Annotated in this window: 22 protein-coding genes and 3 pseudogenes; 16 read left to right on the forward strand and 9 right to left on the reverse strand. The window is 41.6% G+C overall.

Annotated elements, in window-relative coordinates:
• The first annotated feature begins 77 nt into the window (after positions 1–77).
• The 5 genes from JCM19038_RS11285 to JCM19038_RS11300 all read left to right on the forward strand — a co-directional run bounded on the left by JCM19038_RS11285 (position 78) and on the right by JCM19038_RS11300 (position 3839).
• Positions 78–761, forward strand: a complete 684-nt coding sequence (locus JCM19038_RS11285) for a DUF2294 domain-containing protein (RefSeq protein ID WP_152549418.1) — start codon at positions 78–80, stop codon at positions 759–761.
• Positions 762–859: 98 nt separating this feature from the next.
• Positions 860–1033, forward strand: a complete 174-nt coding sequence (locus tag JCM19038_RS22855) for a hypothetical protein (protein ID WP_193745112.1) — start codon at positions 860–862, stop codon at positions 1031–1033.
• Positions 1034–1106: 73 nt separating this feature from the next.
• Positions 1107–2294 (forward strand): class I SAM-dependent rRNA methyltransferase, encoded by a 1188-nt coding sequence (locus tag JCM19038_RS11290; protein WP_042417945.1) that lies wholly within the window; start codon positions 1107–1109, stop codon positions 2292–2294.
• A gap of 102 nt (positions 2295–2396) precedes the next feature.
• On the forward strand, positions 2397–2816 hold the full coding sequence (locus tag JCM19038_RS11295; RefSeq protein WP_042417948.1) for a GNAT family N-acetyltransferase: 420 nt from the start codon (positions 2397–2399) through the stop codon (positions 2814–2816).
• 300 nt (positions 2817–3116) lie between these two features.
• The gene (locus JCM19038_RS11300) at positions 3117–3839 is read left to right on the forward strand and encodes an AAA family ATPase (RefSeq protein ID WP_042417950.1); all 723 of its coding nucleotides are present in this window, start codon (positions 3117–3119) and stop codon (positions 3837–3839) included.
• A 106-nt stretch (positions 3840–3945) separates the two neighbouring features.
• Here the strand turns inward: JCM19038_RS11300 and JCM19038_RS11305 are convergent, their stop codons facing one another.
• A complete protein-coding gene (locus JCM19038_RS11305) occupies positions 3946–4857 on the reverse strand; it encodes a glycine betaine ABC transporter substrate-binding protein (protein WP_042417953.1) in 912 nt (303 codons plus the stop codon).
• Positions 4858–4976: 119 nt separating this feature from the next.
• A pseudogene (locus JCM19038_RS25485) lies at positions 4977–5878 on the reverse strand (glycine betaine ABC transporter substrate-binding protein).
• 132 nt (positions 5879–6010) lie between these two features.
• On the opposite strand from JCM19038_RS25485, the gene JCM19038_RS11315 reads away from it, so the two are divergent.
• The 7 genes from JCM19038_RS11315 to JCM19038_RS11340 all read left to right on the forward strand — a co-directional run bounded on the left by JCM19038_RS11315 (position 6011) and on the right by JCM19038_RS11340 (position 11124).
• Entirely contained in the window at positions 6011–6778 is a 768-nt protein-coding gene (locus JCM19038_RS11315) for an ABC transporter ATP-binding protein (protein ID WP_042417956.1), read from the forward strand.
• Positions 6775–7386, forward strand: coding sequence for a hypothetical protein (locus JCM19038_RS11320; RefSeq protein WP_042417959.1), 612 nt, complete (start codon positions 6775–6777; stop codon positions 7384–7386). Before JCM19038_RS11315 ends, JCM19038_RS11320 begins: the two co-directional genes overlap by 4 nt.
• A gap of 15 nt (positions 7387–7401) precedes the next feature.
• Positions 7402–7551 carry a hypothetical protein gene (locus JCM19038_RS25040; RefSeq protein ID WP_307190012.1) on the forward strand — a complete coding sequence of 50 codons (150 nt, stop codon included), beginning with the start codon at positions 7402–7404 and terminating at the stop codon, positions 7549–7551.
• A complete protein-coding gene (locus tag JCM19038_RS11325; protein ID WP_307190013.1) occupies positions 7515–8465 on the forward strand; it encodes a C45 family peptidase in 951 nt (316 codons plus the stop codon). Before JCM19038_RS25040 ends, JCM19038_RS11325 begins: the two co-directional genes overlap by 37 nt.
• A 5-nt stretch (positions 8466–8470) precedes the next feature.
• The gene (locus JCM19038_RS11330) at positions 8471–9385 is read left to right on the forward strand and encodes a daunorubicin resistance protein DrrA family ABC transporter ATP-binding protein (RefSeq protein WP_042418264.1); all 915 of its coding nucleotides are present in this window, start codon (positions 8471–8473) and stop codon (positions 9383–9385) included.
• Between the two features lie 12 nt (positions 9386–9397).
• Entirely contained in the window at positions 9398–10222 is an 825-nt protein-coding gene (locus tag JCM19038_RS11335) for an ABC transporter permease (protein ID WP_042417962.1), read from the forward strand.
• Between the two features lie 65 nt (positions 10223–10287).
• Positions 10288–11124, forward strand: a complete 837-nt coding sequence (locus tag JCM19038_RS11340; RefSeq protein WP_042417964.1) for a DUF2207 domain-containing protein — start codon at positions 10288–10290, stop codon at positions 11122–11124.
• A gap of 30 nt (positions 11125–11154) precedes the next feature.
• On the opposite strand, the gene JCM19038_RS24445 is transcribed toward JCM19038_RS11340, so the two are convergent.
• The 4 genes and pseudogenes from JCM19038_RS24445 to JCM19038_RS25495 all read right to left on the reverse strand — a co-directional run.
• Positions 11155–11904 (reverse strand): ABC transporter permease, encoded by a 750-nt coding sequence (locus tag JCM19038_RS24445; RefSeq protein ID WP_042417967.1) that lies wholly within the window; start codon positions 11902–11904, stop codon positions 11155–11157.
• Positions 11882–12364, reverse strand: coding sequence for an ABC transporter permease (locus JCM19038_RS24450; RefSeq protein ID WP_042417970.1), 483 nt, complete (start codon positions 12362–12364; stop codon positions 11882–11884). Before JCM19038_RS24450 ends, JCM19038_RS24445 begins: the two co-directional genes overlap by 23 nt.
• Positions 12354–12683, reverse strand: a complete 330-nt coding sequence (locus JCM19038_RS25490) for an AAA family ATPase (RefSeq protein WP_373902907.1) — start codon at positions 12681–12683, stop codon at positions 12354–12356. Before JCM19038_RS25490 ends, JCM19038_RS24450 begins: the two co-directional genes overlap by 11 nt.
• Positions 12672–13072: pseudogene (locus JCM19038_RS25495) on the reverse strand (ATP-binding cassette domain-containing protein); the annotation flags it as partial. The gene JCM19038_RS25490 and the pseudogene JCM19038_RS25495, both read right to left, overlap by 12 nt.
• Before the next feature lie 128 nt (positions 13073–13200).
• Between JCM19038_RS25495 and dhaK the strand changes: the two are divergent.
• The 3 genes and pseudogenes from dhaK to dhaM all read left to right on the forward strand — a co-directional run bounded on the left by dhaK (position 13201) and on the right by dhaM (position 15164).
• Positions 13201–14182: pseudogene (dhaK, locus tag JCM19038_RS11360) on the forward strand (dihydroxyacetone kinase subunit DhaK).
• Positions 14179–14781: a dihydroxyacetone kinase subunit DhaL gene (dhaL, locus tag JCM19038_RS11365; protein WP_052361521.1), complete on the forward strand. Its 603-nt coding sequence runs from the start codon at positions 14179–14181 to the stop codon at positions 14779–14781. The pseudogene dhaK and the gene dhaL overlap by 4 nt, the downstream one beginning before the upstream one ends.
• Entirely contained in the window at positions 14781–15164 is a 384-nt protein-coding gene (gene dhaM, locus JCM19038_RS11370; RefSeq protein ID WP_042417977.1) for a dihydroxyacetone kinase phosphoryl donor subunit DhaM, read from the forward strand. The genes dhaL and dhaM overlap by 1 nt, the downstream gene beginning before the upstream one ends.
• 159 nt (positions 15165–15323) lie before the next feature.
• On the opposite strand, the gene JCM19038_RS11375 is transcribed toward dhaM, so the two are convergent.
• Positions 15324–16583, reverse strand: a complete 1260-nt coding sequence (locus tag JCM19038_RS11375; RefSeq protein WP_042417979.1) for a hemolysin family protein — start codon at positions 16581–16583, stop codon at positions 15324–15326.
• A gap of 119 nt (positions 16584–16702) precedes the next feature.
• Between JCM19038_RS11375 and JCM19038_RS11380 the strand changes: the two genes are divergently transcribed.
• The gene (locus JCM19038_RS11380) at positions 16703–18109 is read left to right on the forward strand and encodes an amidase (protein ID WP_052361522.1); all 1407 of its coding nucleotides are present in this window, start codon (positions 16703–16705) and stop codon (positions 18107–18109) included.
• A gap of 23 nt (positions 18110–18132) precedes the next feature.
• On the opposite strand, the gene JCM19038_RS11385 is transcribed toward JCM19038_RS11380, so the two are convergent.
• Together JCM19038_RS11385 and JCM19038_RS11390 are read right to left on the reverse strand one after the other, a co-directional pair.
• Positions 18133–18621 (reverse strand): GNAT family N-acetyltransferase, encoded by a 489-nt coding sequence (locus tag JCM19038_RS11385; protein WP_042417982.1) that lies wholly within the window; start codon positions 18619–18621, stop codon positions 18133–18135.
• A 19-nt stretch (positions 18622–18640) separates the two neighbouring features.
• The gene (locus JCM19038_RS11390) at positions 18641–18916 is read right to left on the reverse strand and encodes a GNAT family N-acetyltransferase (RefSeq protein ID WP_042417984.1); all 276 of its coding nucleotides are present in this window, start codon (positions 18914–18916) and stop codon (positions 18641–18643) included.
• Between the last annotated feature and the right edge of the window lie 115 nt (positions 18917–19031).

A 19031-nucleotide genomic window follows, 5' to 3' on the forward strand; every position in this document is an offset into this window, starting at 1 on the left:
AAAAGAAAAGGTTAATGACTACAATCGCAGATGGATTAGGATTTATTGTCCCGATCTTAGATAAAGGATGAATATGTGTGAACAACCAAGCTGTTGAATCAGAGATGTCTAGTTATGTCGGCAAATTATTGCGCGACCATTTCGGAAAAGGGCCTAGTTCTGTCTATGTCACATTAAAAGGCTCGATGTTTTCAATACATTTACGAGAATTTTTAGCACCAATGGAACGGGTGCTTTTGAAACAAGAGCGTGGATCTAAAGTAGAAGAATCCCGTGACATACTTATGGAAGAGATCCTACCAGAAATGAAAGCAATGATTCGGATTCAATGTGGTGTTCCTGTGCAAGAGATTTTTTATGACTGGTCATTAGAGAACCGATCAGGCATCATTATTGGAACGGTAGATGTCCAACAGAAAGATACCGTTTATGAAGATTATGATCATAGAAACGCAATTCATGAAGAAATTGCTACGATTAGTCGGATTGCTGAAAGACAGCCAGACAGAATCGATTCTTTTTATATGAATGATCGAACACTCGTCGTCATTCGTTCTGGAATCCTTGTACGAATTGAGCAAGAATTGATTAAAGAAGGTTATATTGAGCAATTAAAACTAACGAAGCGAAAGCTTGAGAAAGGGCTTTTGCATCAAAGAGATTTCAAACAATGGCTCGGTCAATCCATTGAAGATATTTATGTGGATTGGGATTTTGAAAGTGATCGTAGCTATATTGTTTTTATTACCACAAAAAATTAACAGGTAGAAATGAGCCGGAAAGAAAGCCGGACATAAGCCAAAAAAAGGAGACACCGTCTCCTCTTTTTGGCTTTTTTTATTTTAGAGGGGATGAGAATTTGAAGTATTTAATCGACCATTCAAAAAAGAGCATTCATCGCTCAATCTTTGTAAGAGATGAGTGCCAGTTTCACAATAGCCCAATAGATGGTAGGGAAGGGGCGTATGATGAAGATGAACTAAAGCAATGTCTTGATAAAGGGTATGAATACTGTCCCTACTGCACGAAATAAACGGAACGACCTCTTGTGATGTGAAGTTCGCTGAGTCGCTATGCTATAATGTCAATTCGAGGTGAATAGACTTATGGGAACAACAATTCAGATTAACGAAGAAGCGGTAAAATCAATTCGCAAAGGCAACTTTCTCATATATAAAACGTATTTCAGACCTGAAACGTATCACGTGAATGAAGGGGAACTTCTCACGTTTCAAGATGAACAAGGTCGGTTTGTCGGTCGAGGCTATTATGGCCAACAAAACATCGGTCACGGTTGGGTTTTAACGAAGGATGAACATACACAAATTAACGATGTGTTTTTTACAAATGCCCTTCAAAAAGCATTCAACGACCGTAAGGTCATTCGCGAAGATGAACAGACGTCGGCTTTCCGACTGTTTAACGGCGAAGGGGATGGCATAGGTGGACTAACGATTGACGTTTATGCAGGGTATTGCGTAGTTACGTTTTATAGCAAGGGTATGTACACGTTTAAATCCGAGATTATACATGCGTTGCAAAAAGTCGTTGCACCGGTCGGCATCTATGAGAAAAAACGTTTTGCAACGGACGGTAAGTATGAGGGAGAAGATGACTTTGTAACTGGAGAGCGTGGGGAATTCCCGATGCTCGTTCAAGAAAACGGCATGCACTTTGCGGTGAATTTAAACGACGGGCCGATGACAGGGATTTTTCTTGACCAACGAGACGTTCGGAAGAAAATTCGCGACGAGTACGCATACGAAAAAGACGTTCTAAACTTGTTCTCTTATACGGGTGCATTTTCGGTGGCAGCAGCACTTGGAGGGGCGAAACAGACGACAAGTGTTGACTTAGCAAACCGTAGTCGAGCGAAAACGGAAGAACAGTTTCTCGTCAATGGGCTCCCAGTTGAAAACGAACGAATCATTGTCATGGACGTATTCAAATATTTCTCTTATGCTCTCAAAAAAAACTTATCATATGATCTTGTTGTCATCGATCCACCAAGTTTTGCGCGATCAAAGAAGAAGACGTTTAGTGTTGCGAATGATTATAAAGGACTTTTGCAAGAAGCGATCGGGATTACAAGAAGCGGTGGAACCATTGTTGCGTCAACAAACGCAGCCAATGTACCGATGAATAAGTTCAAACGTTTTGTGGAACAAGCCTTTAAAGCAGAAAACTCGACGTACACGATTGAAGAAGAGTTCGGATTACCCGACGATTTTAAAGCGACAGATGCGTACGTTGAAGGAAGTTATTTAAAAGTACTGTTCATTCGAAAGCATTAAGAGTAGGATCATGAAGCACGATTGGCGGGCATGTAGTGTAAGCAGCATCTCCGCTAGTTGGCTTCTTTTGTATTCGGATCACGAACTAGGGAGGATAACGCGATGAACATTGTCACGAGTATACAGATTAATCATGAAAAACTAAACGGATTACATAAACGAATTTTTGACAGTGATCATGTCGTAGAGAAGTTTCGCTTCAAACCAGAGATTGTTGCAACGATGGCTTGGGACAAAGAAGAGCTTATTGGATATAAGCTTGGATACGCTCAAAATGAGTCTACGTTTTATAGTTGGTTAGGCGGTGTTCATCCAGAGAGACGAAAAGAGGGAATTGGAGAACAATTGCTTTTGGCACAACACCGTGAATTAAAGAAGCGAGGGTTTACACACGTTGAAACGAAAACGATGAACCGATGGCGCGACATGCTACTTCTTAACATTCGATCAGGGTTTTGTATTACAGGAACACATACAAATGAATCGGGCGATGTCATGATTATGTTGAGGAAGAGGTTGTGAGTGACCGTATGCTGGGGCTTAAAGGGGACTGACATAAATTAATCGTTTTAGCATTGAACAGTCTAAGGTACGGCACATATTTACTGGAAGGTGCAACTAGTACTTATAACATAATGTTATTTCTAATCAATTTATGCAGTATTGTTGTTGTTATTTTCTCTAAACGTAAGAGAGCACTAAAAACAAGTGACTAGTTGAATGCATATAATCGTTTCAATGTTTGTAGATTTGTTTCCCGCGATTGCGATTGAATTTCACACTAATCGTTAGGGATGATACTCTTTCAATAGGTGATCCTACATGTTCTTAAAGAAAATCAGCTTATTACGGACAAACATTTCTTCGTTTAATGAATTTCCTTTTTCAATACCAGTCATCAAAAATCTGCACGAGTTAAATATAGAGAAAAATATAACTTTTTTTGTAGGGGAAAATGGTTCAGGGAAGTCTACATTGTTAGAGGCAATAGCGGACGTATGTGAATTTAATACGGCTGGCGGTGGGCGTAACAATAACTATGAGGTTCATGCTTCAAAAGCTGTATTAGGGGACTACATCAGACTTTCGTGGTTGCCTAAGGTGACAAACGGCTTTTTTCTTCGTGCAGAATCCTTTTATCATTTTGCTTCTCACATTGATGAGGTAGATGAAGTCGGCTTTAGAGATTATGGCGGACGTTCGCTTCACTATCAATCCCACGGAGAGTCTTTTATATCTTTATTTCTCCATCGGTTTAAAGGGAAAGCCATTTATCTGTTGGATGAGCCAGAGGCAGCTTTATCACCGACAAGGCAACTATCCTTTTTAAGAATCATGCATGACTTGGTTGCAAAGGGCAATTCACAATTCATTATCTCTACACATTCACCAATTTTATTAGGGTATCCTGATGCAGATATTCTATCATTTGATGACAATCATATTTCTAAGATTGGGTATGAAGAGACCGAGCATTATCAAATTACAAAAGCATTTTTAGATAATAGAGAAAAGCTCCTTTCAGAATTATTCAGCGACAGTTAACGACAAAGGCTTATTCGCAAATGATCTAGTAAGAATAAACTACTTGATTTACAAGTTTATTTTTAAAGAAAAACCCCCACTCCTTTTGAGTGGGGGTACTGTCTACTTACTCGAACCAGCTATCAACATAGTCTTGGTTGTTTTCAATCCAACGTTTAGCAGCTGCCTCGTCATTTTCTTCTTCACTTTGATAGAGCAGTAGCTCAGATAATTGATCGTCGTCAAAGTAGCTTTTATTGATCCAATCAATCAGTTCTGGCTGCTCGTCTTGTAGTCCGTTACGAGCGATATAGTAGATGTCATCGTCTTCACCGTAAGCGATATCTGGGTCTTCAAGGTATTTCAAGTCATACTCTCCGAATGTCCAGTGTGGACTCCACAAGGTGACAACAATCGGCTCTTCATTGTTGTATGCCGTATCTAGAGCGGACACCATCGCTTGCTCAGATGAGGTGAGAAGTTCAAAGTCATCGAGCCCGTAATGGTCCATCACTTCTTCTTCGGTAATTTGTGTAAGGGAAGCGCCACCGTCGATGCCAGTAATTGTCCCTTCAAGCTCGTCAACGTAATCTTGCAAATCTTCAATGGTATTCAAGTCTTCCATATATTCAGGGACAACAAGTCCCATCTCAGTTCCTTCGTAGAGCACTCCGTCTTCTTGAACATCAATGACTTCTGAGTCAAGTTGGACGTAAGCTTGGTCTGTAAAAGGCAACCACGGAGCAAAACCGAGATCAAGTTCACCATTCTCAACACCTGAAAACAAGAAGGCTTTTTCAACTTGATTTAAGGTTACATCATATCCTTGCTCTTCAAGGAGAATTCCCCAAAGTGCGGAAATAACAGTGCTTTCTGCATAATTGCTAAAGCCGATTGAAATGTCACCACTAGCACTCTCATCAGTAGCTTCTTCGTTCGAAGCGTTTTCATTTTCTTCTTGGTCTACTGATTCGTCTCCACATGCTGCAAGTAACATGATTGCTAGAGTCGAAGCTGTTAATACGTGAAATTTTTTCATATGTAGTCTCTCCCCCTGAAATTAAGTATAACATACCCAACTCTTTTAACTTTTTTAGCAGTTGGAAAGGTAACATAAACAAACGCTTGCTACGATCATCGTAACAAGCGTTTGTGCTGTTATAATTCTGTATCCATCCACTCATCAACAACATCCGCATAATCTTCCATCCATTGATCAACGGCAGCTGATTCGTTACCTAGTTCACTCTGGAGGACGAGTAAGTCAGAGAGTTGTTCATCTGTAAAGTGAATTTGGTTGAGGAATTCAATCAGCTCAGGCATTTCTGAATCTAATCCAGGACGCGTCATATAGTAAATATCATCGCCTTCGCCATACACTTGATCAGGGTCATCTAAATATTTCAGATCGTATTCACCGAACGTCCAATGAGGGCTCCATAATGTTACGACAATTGGTTCTTCGTTGTTGTATGCTGTATCAAGTGCTGTAATCATCGATTGTTCTGCAGATGTTTGAAGTGTAAAATCATCAAGACCGTAGTGGTCGAGCACTTCTTCTTCTGTAATTGTTGAGAGCGATGCACCAGGGTCAATGCCGATAATTTGTCCATTTAACTCTTCAACGTAGTTGTTCAAATCTTCGATGGTATGTATGTCTGTCATGTACTCCGGAACAACAAGCCCCATCTCGGTACCTTCATAAAGCAACCCTTCTTCGTGCGTGTCGATGTTGTCGGAATCGAACTTAAGAATTGTTGATCCGTAAATGGTAACCAAGCAGAAATCCCGAGGTCGATCTCGTCATTTTCGAGTCCAGAGAATAAAAAAGCTTTCTCTACTTGCGAAGTCGAAACGTCGTAGCCTTTCTCAGTAAGTAAGCGGTCAAACAACTCGGCCTTCGCAATACTTTCTGCATAGTTATTAAATCCGATCAGAAGCTCTTCGCTACTCGTTTCTGTTTCAGTGTTTTCTGTTGTTTCGCTTCCTTCATTGTCACCACATGCGCTTACGAGTGCAATCGCCATTCCTGCTGTAAGTAGTGCATAGCTTTTTTTCATTAAAGAACCTCTCTCTTATGTATTGGTATTGTTTATCATATCCCCCAATCTTCTGATCATAAACCTTTCCGCTTGTTTGTCAATGCAGTTTACGGTTCAATAGAGGAAGAAAATCGAAAGTGAGGTATACAAATGACCACTCATCTGGAATTTGTATCAGTGAGAAAAAGTCGGGGTGATTTTACGCTCACACTTCCTGACGTATCGATTAAACAAGGAGAAATCCTCGGAGTCATTGGGAATAACGGGGCAGGTAAATCTACAATGATGCAACTTGTACTCGGTCTCATTACGACAAGCGAAGGGGAAATCAGACGTTATCATGATGGGGTACACATTGATGAAGTGGGTGTTTGGAAGAAAGAGATCGGCTTCGTTTTTGACGACTTGTTAATGTATGACGATATGAAACTCAAACGCCTCGGTAAATTCTTAAACGAGCAATATAACCATTGGGACCAACACCGTTATCTTGACATGTTAGCGCTCTACAATGTTGATCCGAATAAAAAGATAAAGAAATTGTCGAGAGGTATGAAAATGAAAGCAGGCTTTGCAATGGCGCTTGCTCATCGACCGAAGTTAATTCTTTTGGATGAGCCGACTGCTGGACTCGATACGAAATCTCGACGACAAATGGTGCGGTTGTTAAAAGAAGCTCAATCAGAAGGAACGACGATCATTTTTTCTTCGCATATTCTTTCTGACATGGAAGAGCTTGCGGAGACGGTTTGGTTAATGGATGAAGGAGTCGTTCTTGCTCACGGTCGAGTTGAAGAATTAAAAGAAGGCTTTTCTAAAGATGAGAATGGACGCATCATACCGACAGAAAAAGGCAATGACGAAGTGATTAGCCTCGAAGATCTGCATGATTACTACTTAGGTGGTGAGCTCGATTGATTAGCGTCTTTAAGCTAGAAGTGTGGTTGATGAGATCAGGGTTACCATTAATTATTATTATTCCGTTCGTTCTAGGTTTTTTTAGTGTCGTTAACAATACGGTCAGTCCGTTAATCATCGTGTATGTGATGGTCATTGCCCTCATTCAAACGGAAGAGAAGAACCGTGTGAATCGGTTTATGTACTCGTTGCCGCTACGTCGATCGGAAATCTTTTATGCTAGAGTTTTATCATTGACCTTCTATGGTTCGCTCTGGCTAGTCTTCGAAAATGTGGCAAGACTAATTATAGGAGTAACCATTGATGGGTCGTATGTGTTTTACTTAGTATCTACCTTTGTCATGATTATGATTGTTTCTACACTCATGGTTTCTGTGTCGAAAACGATGCCTCAAGGCATTCTGAGATGGATTGTCTTGTTTGTCGTCTTTTTCTTAGCCGTTATGAGTATGACGTTTGTGACAGCCATTACAAGTATGTTCTTAGAAGATGTTGTAGGGGTAGTGCCTTTATTTATCTCAATCATTACGTTTATTGTAGGTGTAATTGTCTTTTTGGCACTTTCAATTGGTGGGATTGCCATTCAAAAGAGACAAGATGTTGTGTAAAGAGGAGCTATATAAATGAAGCGTGTATACAGTGATGTCATTCAATTTCGAGGGAACCATTATGACTTCGGCGTAATGCAAGGTGAGCGCTTGAAAGAATCGTTAACATTGAAAAATCGCGAGAATCAATGGAAGTTCGCCAGCCTCGTTTTCAAATCGATGTAGATGAAGCCAAGGCGATGTTTCAACAACTTGCACCGCAAATCTGGGAAGAATTACGAGGATTACAAGATTCACTTCAATGGTCAATTGATAAAGTGTTGCAAGAGTTTGGGGGCTTCCGTGTGAACGGAGACCGCTCTGGTTGTTCGGTCATGTCAGGCGAAGGGTACCTTGTACGTAATTACGATTATCATCCGAAAACGTATGATGGAAGATATGTGCTATTTGCGCCAAACGATAAAGGATACGCAACGATTGGACCTAGTCAACGAATTACCGGTCGAATGGACGGTTTAAATGAACAAGGGTTGGCGATTGGGTACAACTTGACGAATCGGCGAAAGCCTGAAGATGGGTTCATTTGCACAATGATTGGCAGGCTAATGCTTGAGACGTGCGCGGACGTGACAGAAGCTGTTGAGCTATTAAAAGAAATTCCACATCGCCATTCATTTAGTTACATCGTCTATGACCAAACCGATGGCATGGTCGTTGTAGAGAGCTCTCCTCGTGGTGTGAATGCAAGGGCAGCGGACGCATGTACGAATCATTTCGAGATTCAAACGAAAGAAAATCGCTTCAACTTGGACGACTCCATGCGCCGACTGGAACTCATGAAAAACTCAGGTGTAACCTCGGCAGAAGAAGCGTATAAGCTCTTAAATAACCCAGAAGAAGATGTATTCTCACTCAAGTATACGAGTTGGTCAGGAACCATCCACACGTCACTGTATGAGCCAGAGAAAATGAGAGCAAGCATCGGAATTGGTGGGAATCAAAAACCGTATTCGTTTGATTTTCAAGATTGGTTGGAAGGAAATGACCTTAATCTTGCAAAGCTTGAAGGAGTTGTAGATACCGATCTTCCTTTTGTTCATATGGACGAGCGTGCGGATTGGTTTCAACGAAAGGATTGATCAGCATGATTGAAGTGAAAGAACTTCGTAAGTCATTTAAGTCACTTGAAGCCGTTAAAGGAAGTAGTTTCACAGTAGAGGAAGGAGAGATCTTCGGGTTTCTTGGACCAAATGGGGCTGGGAAAAGCACGACGATCAATATCCTCTCAACAATGTTAAAACTAACGAGTGGAGAAGTGAAAATTAACGGCTACGATGTGACAAAAGAAAAGAATAAAGTGCGCGAGAGCATTGGCATTATTTTTCAAGAGAACACGTTAGATGAGAAGTTAACGGCAAAAGAGAACTTAATGCTGCATTGCAAACTGTATCGGGTACCGAAGAAATCACGAAAAGCGCGGATTGATGAAGTGCTAGCCATCGTTGATTTAACCGACAACCTCAATCAAACAGTGGAGAAATTCTCAGGAGGAATGAAGCGCCGTTTAGAAATTGCTCGTGGGCTTCTTCATTACCCAAAAGTATTGTTTCTTGATGAACCATCTGTTGGACTTGATCCTCAGACGAGAGCGCACATTTGGGAGTACATTTTGAAGCTGAAAGAAAAAGAGAACATGACAATGTTCTTGACGACACATTACTTAGATGAAGCAGAAATTAGTGACAGAATTGCAATTATGGACCACGGAGAGATTATTGCTCTTGATACGCCAAAACGTCTAAAAGCACAACTTGGCGGTGACGTCATTGAGCTACAAACGACAGACAATCAAGCAGCATTAGAAGAAATCAATGAAAAGTTCTCAGTGATTGAAGCAACACTTCATGAAGAAGGGATTACGTTAAAAGTCAAAAATAGTGATGAGTTTGTTTCAACGTTTATGAAACAATTAGAAACCCCCGTTACAGGACTGGATATTCGAAAACCGACATTAAATGACGTGTTCCTTTCGATGACAGGAAGAGAAATCCGTGATTAAGGGGGTAGCGTGATGGAAGGCATGATTGCCATTTGGCAACGAGACGTCATGAAGTTTTTTAAAGATCGTGCGCGCTTATTCGGCTCAATGACGATGCCGATTTTGTTATTGATTGTGTTTGGCGTCGGTATGGGCGGATCGATGGAATCGTTAATGCAGAACGTTGCAGGTGGTGATTTAGATTTTAACTACGTAGCGTTTATTTTTCCTGGTATCGTTTCAATGACGCTTTTAATGACGTCTGTATTCTCGTCACTGTCTATTATTCAAGATCGTGACTTTGGCTATATGCGGGAGATTCTCGTTTCTCCAGTTTCAAGAGTGAGTATTGCACTTGGGAAAATGTTAGGTTCAGCTACGGTCGCAGTTATGCAAGGGTTATTGTTGTTTTTATTAATGCCGGTTTTAGGAGTTACAATTGATCTTGTTTCCTTCTTCGTGTTGTTACCGGTGATGTTCTTACTTGCATGTGCATTCGCTTCGCTTGGGTTATTAATTGCCAGTGTTATTTCATCTACACAGGCGTTCCAACTCGTAGTGAATGCCATCGTGATGCCGATGATTTTCTTATCGGGGGCATTGTTCCCGCTCAATAATATGCCAGCTTGGATTGATGTACTCGTCACATTAAATCCAGTTACGTATGGCGTTGATTTAATGAAACATATTATGATCGATGTTGATCAATTAAGTCGAGAAGTGTACGTAGAAATGGGACTCGATTTAGACTTTTTTGGAATACCGGTAACACCATTAGGTGAAGTGCTGTTTATTATCGGTTTTACGGCAGTTTTAATTGTTCTCGCTACGCTAAGTTTCTCACGTGCGAATCGTTAGAAAGGAAGATTAACCGACATGCGAGGAATTGTATTACTACTCAGCTCGTTAATGCTACTTACTGGGTGTGCATTACCAGGGCACAATCGGCGGCTGATGGATTTTCAAATGAAGTAATCGGGTGGTTACTCTTAGGCACAGGAATTGCGTACCTTATTTATTTAATGGTTACGCTCATTTTGTTGCGTAAATCACCGAATGTGGACGCTCAAGAAGGTACGCTCGCAAATCCGTATAGTTATGGACTCGTCGTTCAGCGGAAGCCGTTGTTCTCAGCGACGGTTCAAGATGCATTGTTGTTTGATTTATGCAGGAAAGGAACAGTACAAAAGGACGGTGACACGTACCATCTCGTTGCAGAAGATCAACTAGAGTCGTACGAAATTCCATTTGCATCATTATGGTTTAAGGATGGGGAATCGTTTACTCCGAAAACTAAGGGTGCATCGCTTCGCAATAACGACCGCGTAAAGCGTGAATTTAGACAGCGGTTGTTACAAGAAGGGAAAGCATATCAAGAAGCGATTCTTCGGCTCGGGTACTTTCGAAGGCAGTCGGGCTATACCGTGTTTCATACGATCTTCTTACTGTTGTTAGCAAGTTGTGGTGTTGTCTTTATGTTTGCTGAAAGCAACTGGTTTATTGGTGCAGGTGTGCTGTATATCATTATAGCGGTCATCACATGGTCATATGTCATCCAACAAAACATCCTCACGCAGCGTGGACAAAAAGCATACAGCCAAGCCAAACAAATGCAACAACAGTTAAAGACAGGAACATATTCAAAGACGCAAGATGAAGCGGTGATCGTTTTTGCAAAAGTAACAGGCCTTTCTCACCACATTCAGACAGAAACGGAATTCGCAGAAATCGAAGCCATCTACAAATCAATACTCAAATAACAAAACCAGCGGGGACAGTCCCCCGCTGGTTTAACGTGTGAAAGCGAACAAAGTAAGTAGCGCTCCTATACTAAAAGGAAGAATTCCAAGAAGTCCAAAGAATGAACCCCCTAAGTAACCGTAAAAAATCATAGCAAACGGAATAAGTAAAATAAACGTTGAGCGCTTTTCACTTTTAAAAGCATCGAGTTCATCCCAACGGAATTGATATAAATAACGATGTTCTAAGCTCTGAGCAATACAACCACGCACCATAAACAGCATCAATAGTGATACGCCGATCGTAATGGCAATACGAGGCCCTGTCGGAAGGAGAAGCATCGCATTAGCAGGAAGCATCGTCATCCCGATATACAGTCGCCGTTGATGGGGCGTGCGTAAAAACCGTTTGATCGATACTTCAGCAAGTCTCTTTGAAGCTCCCTCTGATCGGAAGATAAACTGAGAATGACGAAACAAAACCCACGGTCTCTTTCGTTCAAACAACGGCTTCGGTTCCGTTTGACCACCTATGCGCATTACTTGATCGAGTGCCATATACCGTGCTTCGTTCTCTTTTGCGACGTGTAATGAGAAGTGACTGCTCCGTGTGATACGGTCATGTCTGAGGATCGCATACATGATAAATAAAAGTAATCCTACCAGGCTAATCGCCATTGTATGGGTAGAAATGAATTGAAACAACGTCATGTAACCAAAGATGACGATGATAAGTGCTCCGTACCAAAGAATGGATCGAAGCGGTTGACGAAACAGTTCAAAACGTTCTTCGTTCTGCAATCCGTAAGTTTTGTTTTAACAATACCGTAAGTACATATAAGAGCAAAAGTTCAATGAGATCAAGCTGATAAACTCCATTAAAAAAGGGTAATGCGAGAAAGAATACAATCGCAATTCTTAAGCTATCTCGGAAGAGTGAGAAATTTAAGCCTAGTCGTCTTATTGAGCGCATCCAATCCGTTTGTTGATGCAAAAACAATTGATCGGCTTCCCGGTAATAGTAACGTAATTGTCCAGGAACAATTGAGAAGAAAATAAAGAATCCTAAAATCGCAGGAGGAATTGTGCGCATCCACGGTACAGGATCGAATAAGTTATCGTAATATAAGAATCCTCCGATGATTACTCCAGGAAGAAAGATATACAAGATGACGGTCCAATCATAGACAAGCTTCCACAGCTGTTTTTTTTCTTGCCATTCGGTTTTTATACGTTCGGTTACTAGTGATTTAGGCGTCATGCGCTTTCGACCTCGTTAACGCATCAAAACAATCAAACAGCGTCGCTTCAGGAAGGTTTGCGGTCTCTTGGATCACACGTAAGTCACCATGAGCGAGAACACTCCCTTTATGGATGAGAATAAAGCGATCACACACCCGTTCTGCCGTATCAAGAACGTGAGTAGACATAATAACTCCGGCGCCTCGCTGACGCTCTTCTTGTAAGATTTCGAGTAAGACACGTGTCGCTCTTGGATCGAGCCCAATAAATGGTTCATCAAAGATGTATAAGTTAGGACGAATGGTTAACGCAATAATGATCATCGCTTTTTGTTGCATTCCTTTAGAAAAGCTCTCAACAAAGTGGTGCTTCACGTCACTCATTTCAAAAAGCTCAATATAACGTTCCGCTGATTCTCTTGTCTTTTTTTCATCAAGCTCGAAGGAGCTACAAGCAACGGTAATATGTTCATAAAATGTGAGTTCTTTATAGTAGATTGGTTGTTCAGGCACATACGCGTATCGTGAATGTCCGTCTTCCCAATAAATCGCTCCCTCTTTCGCTTTAAGAAGCCAATCATCGCTTTAATCGATGTACTTTTCCCCGCTCCATTAGGGCCAATAACACCGATTTGTTCCCCTTCATGAACCTCAAAGGTGACGTCATCAACAATGCTTTTCCCCGTTTCGTAGCCAGCCTTTTTTACGACTCCTGTAGCAATTTTCATAGTTTCTCCCCCTAAAAAGGCATCATTTATAGTTTCGGAAAATTCTCTTTAAAGTTTTAGAAGTTTCAATTGAGGTAATGAAAAAGTAGTGAGATAATTTAGCAAAACCGTTGTGAGGTGGCGATAAAGTGAAAAAGCTCATGAATAATTCTACTAAAATTGTTAGCCAGTTTCTAGATGGATTAGTGGCAGCACATGGAAATCTTGTAGAACGTCTCGACGGAACCGAAGTGATTGTTCGAAAAGAGATGACACCGAATAAAGTAGGCTGATTAGTGGTGGGGGAGTGGTCATGAACCTGCACATGCCGGTTATGTCGGGGCTGGAATGCTTGATGCAGCGATTGCAGGAGAAGTGTTCACTTCACCAGGCGCAGATCAATTCTTAGCTGCAATCCAAGCAGCAGATCAAGGGAGTGGCGTCCTACTCATCATCAAAAATTACAACGGCGATGTCATGAACGCGAGATGGCAATGGAAATGGCAGAAGCGCAAGGCATTGAAACGGCAATGGTCGTCGTGAATGATGATATCGCTGTTGATGACGTTGAGAACCGAAGAGGCATTGCTGGTACTGTGTTGGTCCACAAAGTTGCAGGAGCGAAAGCCGAGCAATTGGCATCGCTTCAAGAAGTTAAAGATTTGGCAGAGCGTGCCATCTCGAACTTGCGAAGCATGAGTGTTGCGCTACAAGCGTGTACATTACCGTCAGCTTCGAAACCGAGTTTTTCTTTATCTGAAACACAAATGGAAGTCGGCATTGGGATCCATGGTGAACAAGATGAGTCGTGAAGACGTTTTGCCGTCGTATGAAATCGCTCAGCTACTCGTGTCACACCTTGAGAAAGAAATCGATCTAACGAAGCCGTTATATGTTCTCATAAATGGGATGGGAAGTACGCCATTGCTCGAACAATACGTCTTTGCGAACGACACGTTAGCGATTCTTAAAAAGAAAGATGTTCATGTAGAAAAAACGTTCGTAGGTGATTACATGACAAGCTTGGACATGGCTGGCATATCATTAACGTTATTTGCCATCGATGATGAACTTCTCTCATTATTACAATCAAACGCAACAACGATTCAATGGACGGAGGTTTCTCAGTGAACAGTCATCAAGTAAAGCAATGGATGGAAGCAACGCTTTCACTCATAAAAGAAAATGAAGAAACATTGTCAGAGCTCGATCAAACGATCGGTGATGGCGATCATGGTGTAAACATGGTTCGAGGTTTTCAAGCGGTCGTTGCTGAATTTCCTAATTGGGAACAAGAAAACCTGTCGACCATCATGCAGAAAATTGGAATGACGTTATTGTCCAAAGTTGGTGGCGCGTCAGGTCCGTTATTTGGCACAGGTTTTATGCGTCTTGGTGTTGCCTTCAAATCTGAAGAAGGTACGTGGGCAGAAGGTTTAACAAAAGCAGCAGAAGGTATTGCCCAGCGTGGGAAAACTTCTGTTGGCGATGCGACATTGTTAGACGTTTGGGACCCGGTAGCGAAAGTGGTGCAAGCCAAAGGGATCGATTGGGCAGAAGTAGAGCGAGCTGCACAAGACGGAATGAACAAAACGAAACAACTAGAAACGAAACGAGGGCGTGGAGCGCTCCTTAAAGAAAGATCTGTCGGGCACCTCGATCCAGGAGCGGTTTCAAGTTATTATCTTTTTCATGCACTCGTACAAACGATGAAAAAGGGTGAAAGCTAATGTCATCAGTATCGATTCTTCTCATTTCACACGTTCGTGAACTAGCAATAGGGGCAAAGCGATTGTTGCAACAAGGAAATGATCAAGTGACAATTGTAGCGACCGGTGGATTAGAGAACGACGAAATCGGAACGAGCATTGACCAAATGCAACAAGCATTAGATGAGCTGTCACAAGAAGACGAGGTACTCATCTTCTATGACATCGGCAGCGCGAAAATGAATGCGGAAATGCTCATTGAAATGAATCCAGATCGTACGATTTCGATTACGGATGCCCCGTTAATTGAAGGGGGCTACGTTGCAGTGATGATGGCAGGACTAGGAGATAACCTCGACACTGTACGTCAAAAGGCAGAAAGCAGCTATCACAAATCTAGATAACAAAAGACGACCTGCAAAGCATTTGTTTTGCAGGACGTCTTTTATTGTGTCAATGACGCCCGAGAGTTCTAGCACCACTCCCTATCCCGGTTGTTTACATAAAAAAAGGGATCGCTCATTGTGAGCGATCCCATCCATTGGTTACATTACAGGAGATCGTTATGACTGGGAGTGTTCTTCGTCATCTTCGAGATCGTCTTTTGTAATGAGGACCGTTTCAATTCGTTTATCATCAATTGATAGTATCTCAAACGTTAGTTCTTCGTGGTAGAGAGACTCACCAACTTCAGGTACGTAGCCGAGTTTGTTCAAGATGAAACCGGCTAAGTTGTCTTCACCTTCTGGAATGTTCGTATTGAATGCATTGTTTAATCTTCGCAGTGTAATTTTGCCGTCACAGACGATTTCATGCTCGGTTTGATTTCCGATCAGTTTATCATCAAGATCTGTCTCATCTTCAATATCTTGTCCAATCATCGTTTCAATTAAGTCCTCATGAGTAATGATTCCTTCAGTTCCTCCATACTCATCATGCACGATGGCAAAGTGTTTCTTTTCTTGTAGCATTTGTTTGAACACCCATTGAACCGGTTGAAATTCATAGACGTAGAGAGGGTTAAGGTCTGAAAAGTCTTTAATTAACTTATCAGGTTCAAGTGTCCACCCAACGAAAAACTTCGTATGAAAGACACCAACGATGTGGTCCAAATCACCATCGTATATCGGGTAGCGACTGAATTGATTTTCGTTCAGTATACTTCGTGCTGTTTCGAAATCCGTATCTGCTGGAATCCCTTGAATGTGAATTCGAGGGGTTTGCATGACATCTGCGACGTTTAATGTCTCAAAGTCGAGCATACCTTTTAAGCGATGCATTTCTTCATTTTTAAATGTTCCTTCGTCATGACCGATATCAACCATCGTACGCATCTCTTCCTTTGAGAAGCTCGCTTGGTTATCGTCGTCTCGTCCGAGCATTTTTATGACAACTCTCGTTAAGGCATTGAGGAAAATTGTAAAAGGCTTTAAGAGGATAAGCATAATGCGTGTAATTGGATAGACGACATACGCTAGACGATCGGGATAGGCGGCTGCAACCGATTTCGGAAGAACCTCTGCAAAGATAATAATAAGTACGGTGAGTATAGCTGTCGAAATACCAACGTTCCATCCGTATTCTAATGCCACAATCGTTACGAGTGAAGGCAAAATAATGTTTGGGATGTTGTTCGCAATTAATATACCTGCAATAAATTCTTCAGTATTTTTAACAGTTTTCAATAAACGTTGTGACTTTTTGTCACCGGCATCAGCTCGGGCTTGAATCTTAATTTTATTGGCGGCGGTGAGCGCCGTTTCGCTTCCTGAGAAAAAGCTTGAGGCGATAAACAATAGAATAATCGCTATAAAGTAAAACACTGGTTTCCTCCATCAACTCTTACTTGTATTCTTTAAGTAATGGTATAGTTTAGCGAGTCGGTTGTCAAAAAGAGAGATTATTAGCCAAATATTGGATTAAGATGAGGGTGGTCCTAGACATGCTAGAACAAAAAACATTACGACAACTAGCTACGATCCTAATTCAAGGTGATGTAACGAGTGCTGCGCTGGTTACGTATTATCTTGAACGCATTCAAACTTATGATCAGCATTTCCATTCCATCCTCCTCGTAAACCAAGAGGCAAAGGCTTTGGCAGCTCAACTTGATCAAGAACGTATAAAACAAGGGCGGCGTTCGGTTTTGCATGGCATTCCTTTTATCGTAAAAGATAATATCGACGTGAAAGGTATGCCGACAACGGGTGGGTCGCCCTTATTGAAAAATCTTATAGCAAAAAATGACGCGTGGATCATCCAACAACTCAAAAAAGCTGGTGCCATTGTACTAGCGAAAGCAAATTTATCGGAATTTGCAGCGTCTTATGGTCGTCTAGGATACATCTCATTAGGCGGGTTAACGAGAAATCCATTTCATGACGATTATAATGCGTCTGGGTCAAGTAGTGGGTCAGCTGTTGCAGTCGCTCTTGATTTTGCTCCATTTAGCCTTGGCACAGATACGTCAGGTTCAGTGCGTGGCCCTGCGAACAATGCCGGTTTGGTCGGTTTACGACCGACACACGGATCGTTTGAAATGACGGGTGTGATGCCGTCTGCTCTGTCTTTTGATACGCTCGGTTTTTTTACTCGAACGACTGATGATTTGAGTCTGCTTATGTCAGTAATTAAGGAAGAGAAGTTAGCATATCAAAAGAACGTTGCCAAAAAAACATTTACTTTTATTACGAATTATTCTGGTGACAATGAAGAAGTGGATGATACAATTTTTGGTGCAATGCAAAAGATTAGAGAAAAGGGTCATGATGTTGGTTCCTATACGCTACCTAAAGGGGAAGAGAACGTCTGGAATTCGTTAATCGATAAGCATGATGCTGAAAGTAAACGAGATCTGGAAAGCTACTTAAATGAACGAGAAGGCACACACCCTAAAACAATTAATCACCTGATAGAACAGTATGAACAGCAAGGGATACCTATTAATCCTGCTCGTCTTCAAGCCTTTCAACGGGTTGTAAAGATGGAGTCGTTTCGTAACACTTCTCAGTATGAAGAGATTATCTTGAAGCAGCAGCAGATTCAAGAGCGGTTGAATGAACAATTTGAACAAGGCGTCGATGCTTTTCTGTTTCCGACGATGTTGACGCCAGCTACGCTTACGTTTGATCATAAACATGCAAATCAGCGAAAGGAAAAGCGCGACCCATTTAGCGCAAGTTACTTAGGTTCTTTCATTGGTTATCCAGAAATCACAATTCCTGTTGGTTTTAATAAAGCAGGATTGCCGATTGGTTTGTCGTTTTTAGGGAAAGCTCATTCTGAAGGAGAACTTGTATCATATGCATCCATCGTCGAATATACGAAACGGTTTCTTCCAAAACAATAAAACCGAGATGCATTGCATCCCGGCTACAGCGTTAACATGAGAAGGTGTTCATCAAATGATTGACCTTCAACGGTTTTAATCGCATTCCGCTCAGTTCCATAAATCGTAAAGCCTAGTCGTTCGTAAAAGCGTAATGTGTGAGGCTGGTTCGTGTTGACCGAGACGAGCACTTGTTCAATGGCAGGATGACTTTTCGCAATATCAATTGCACTTTGAACGAGCTTTGTGCCATAGCCTTGTCCTTCATTCGGGTGAGTGACATACACTGCTTGGTGCAGTGCCCGGTGACGACGCAGTTCATTGTCACGCTGGATTGTAAGCGACGTGAACCCAATCAACTTCTGAGAACGAAACGCTCCTAGTGTGTAGCGGTTATAATTACGTAAATCTAATTCAGCAGCATCGAGTGACTCAGGATCGGATGTTTTAGAACCAAAACTCGTTTGCAAGGATTTAACGCGAAGGTTGTGGTACATGTCATCATAACGATGATCCAATTGAATAATCGACACAGATCACACCTCGTTTCGTTTAATTGGCAAGTAGTGATTGATAATCTTTATTGCGCTCAAACTCAGCTTTTGCAAACGGGCATAGCGGGATGATTTTTTTATTTTTATCTCGCATATCAGAGACAACAGAGGAAACGAGTTTGGCGCCAAGTCCCTCTTGACGCTGTTCTTCTGCTACAAACGTATGGTCAATGATTACTCTCGTATCGCCTGCTGAAACATAAGTGATTTCAGCGAGTAACGAACCATCATTACTTTCGATGTAATGGCGACCTTCTTCTTGTTTAATGTCCATAAGATCCTCCCTCTCTGCTTCTATTTAATTCTCAGTGAACGTTTAGTTTGCACGTTTTATTGACCGATATCCATGGATTACGTTAGTGTGCCAAAGAGTTCTTAAAGACGTTTTT

Source organism: Geomicrobium sp. JCM 19038, assembly GCF_000698125.1.
GTDB lineage: Bacteria > Bacillota > Bacilli > Bacillales > Marinococcaceae > Geomicrobium_A.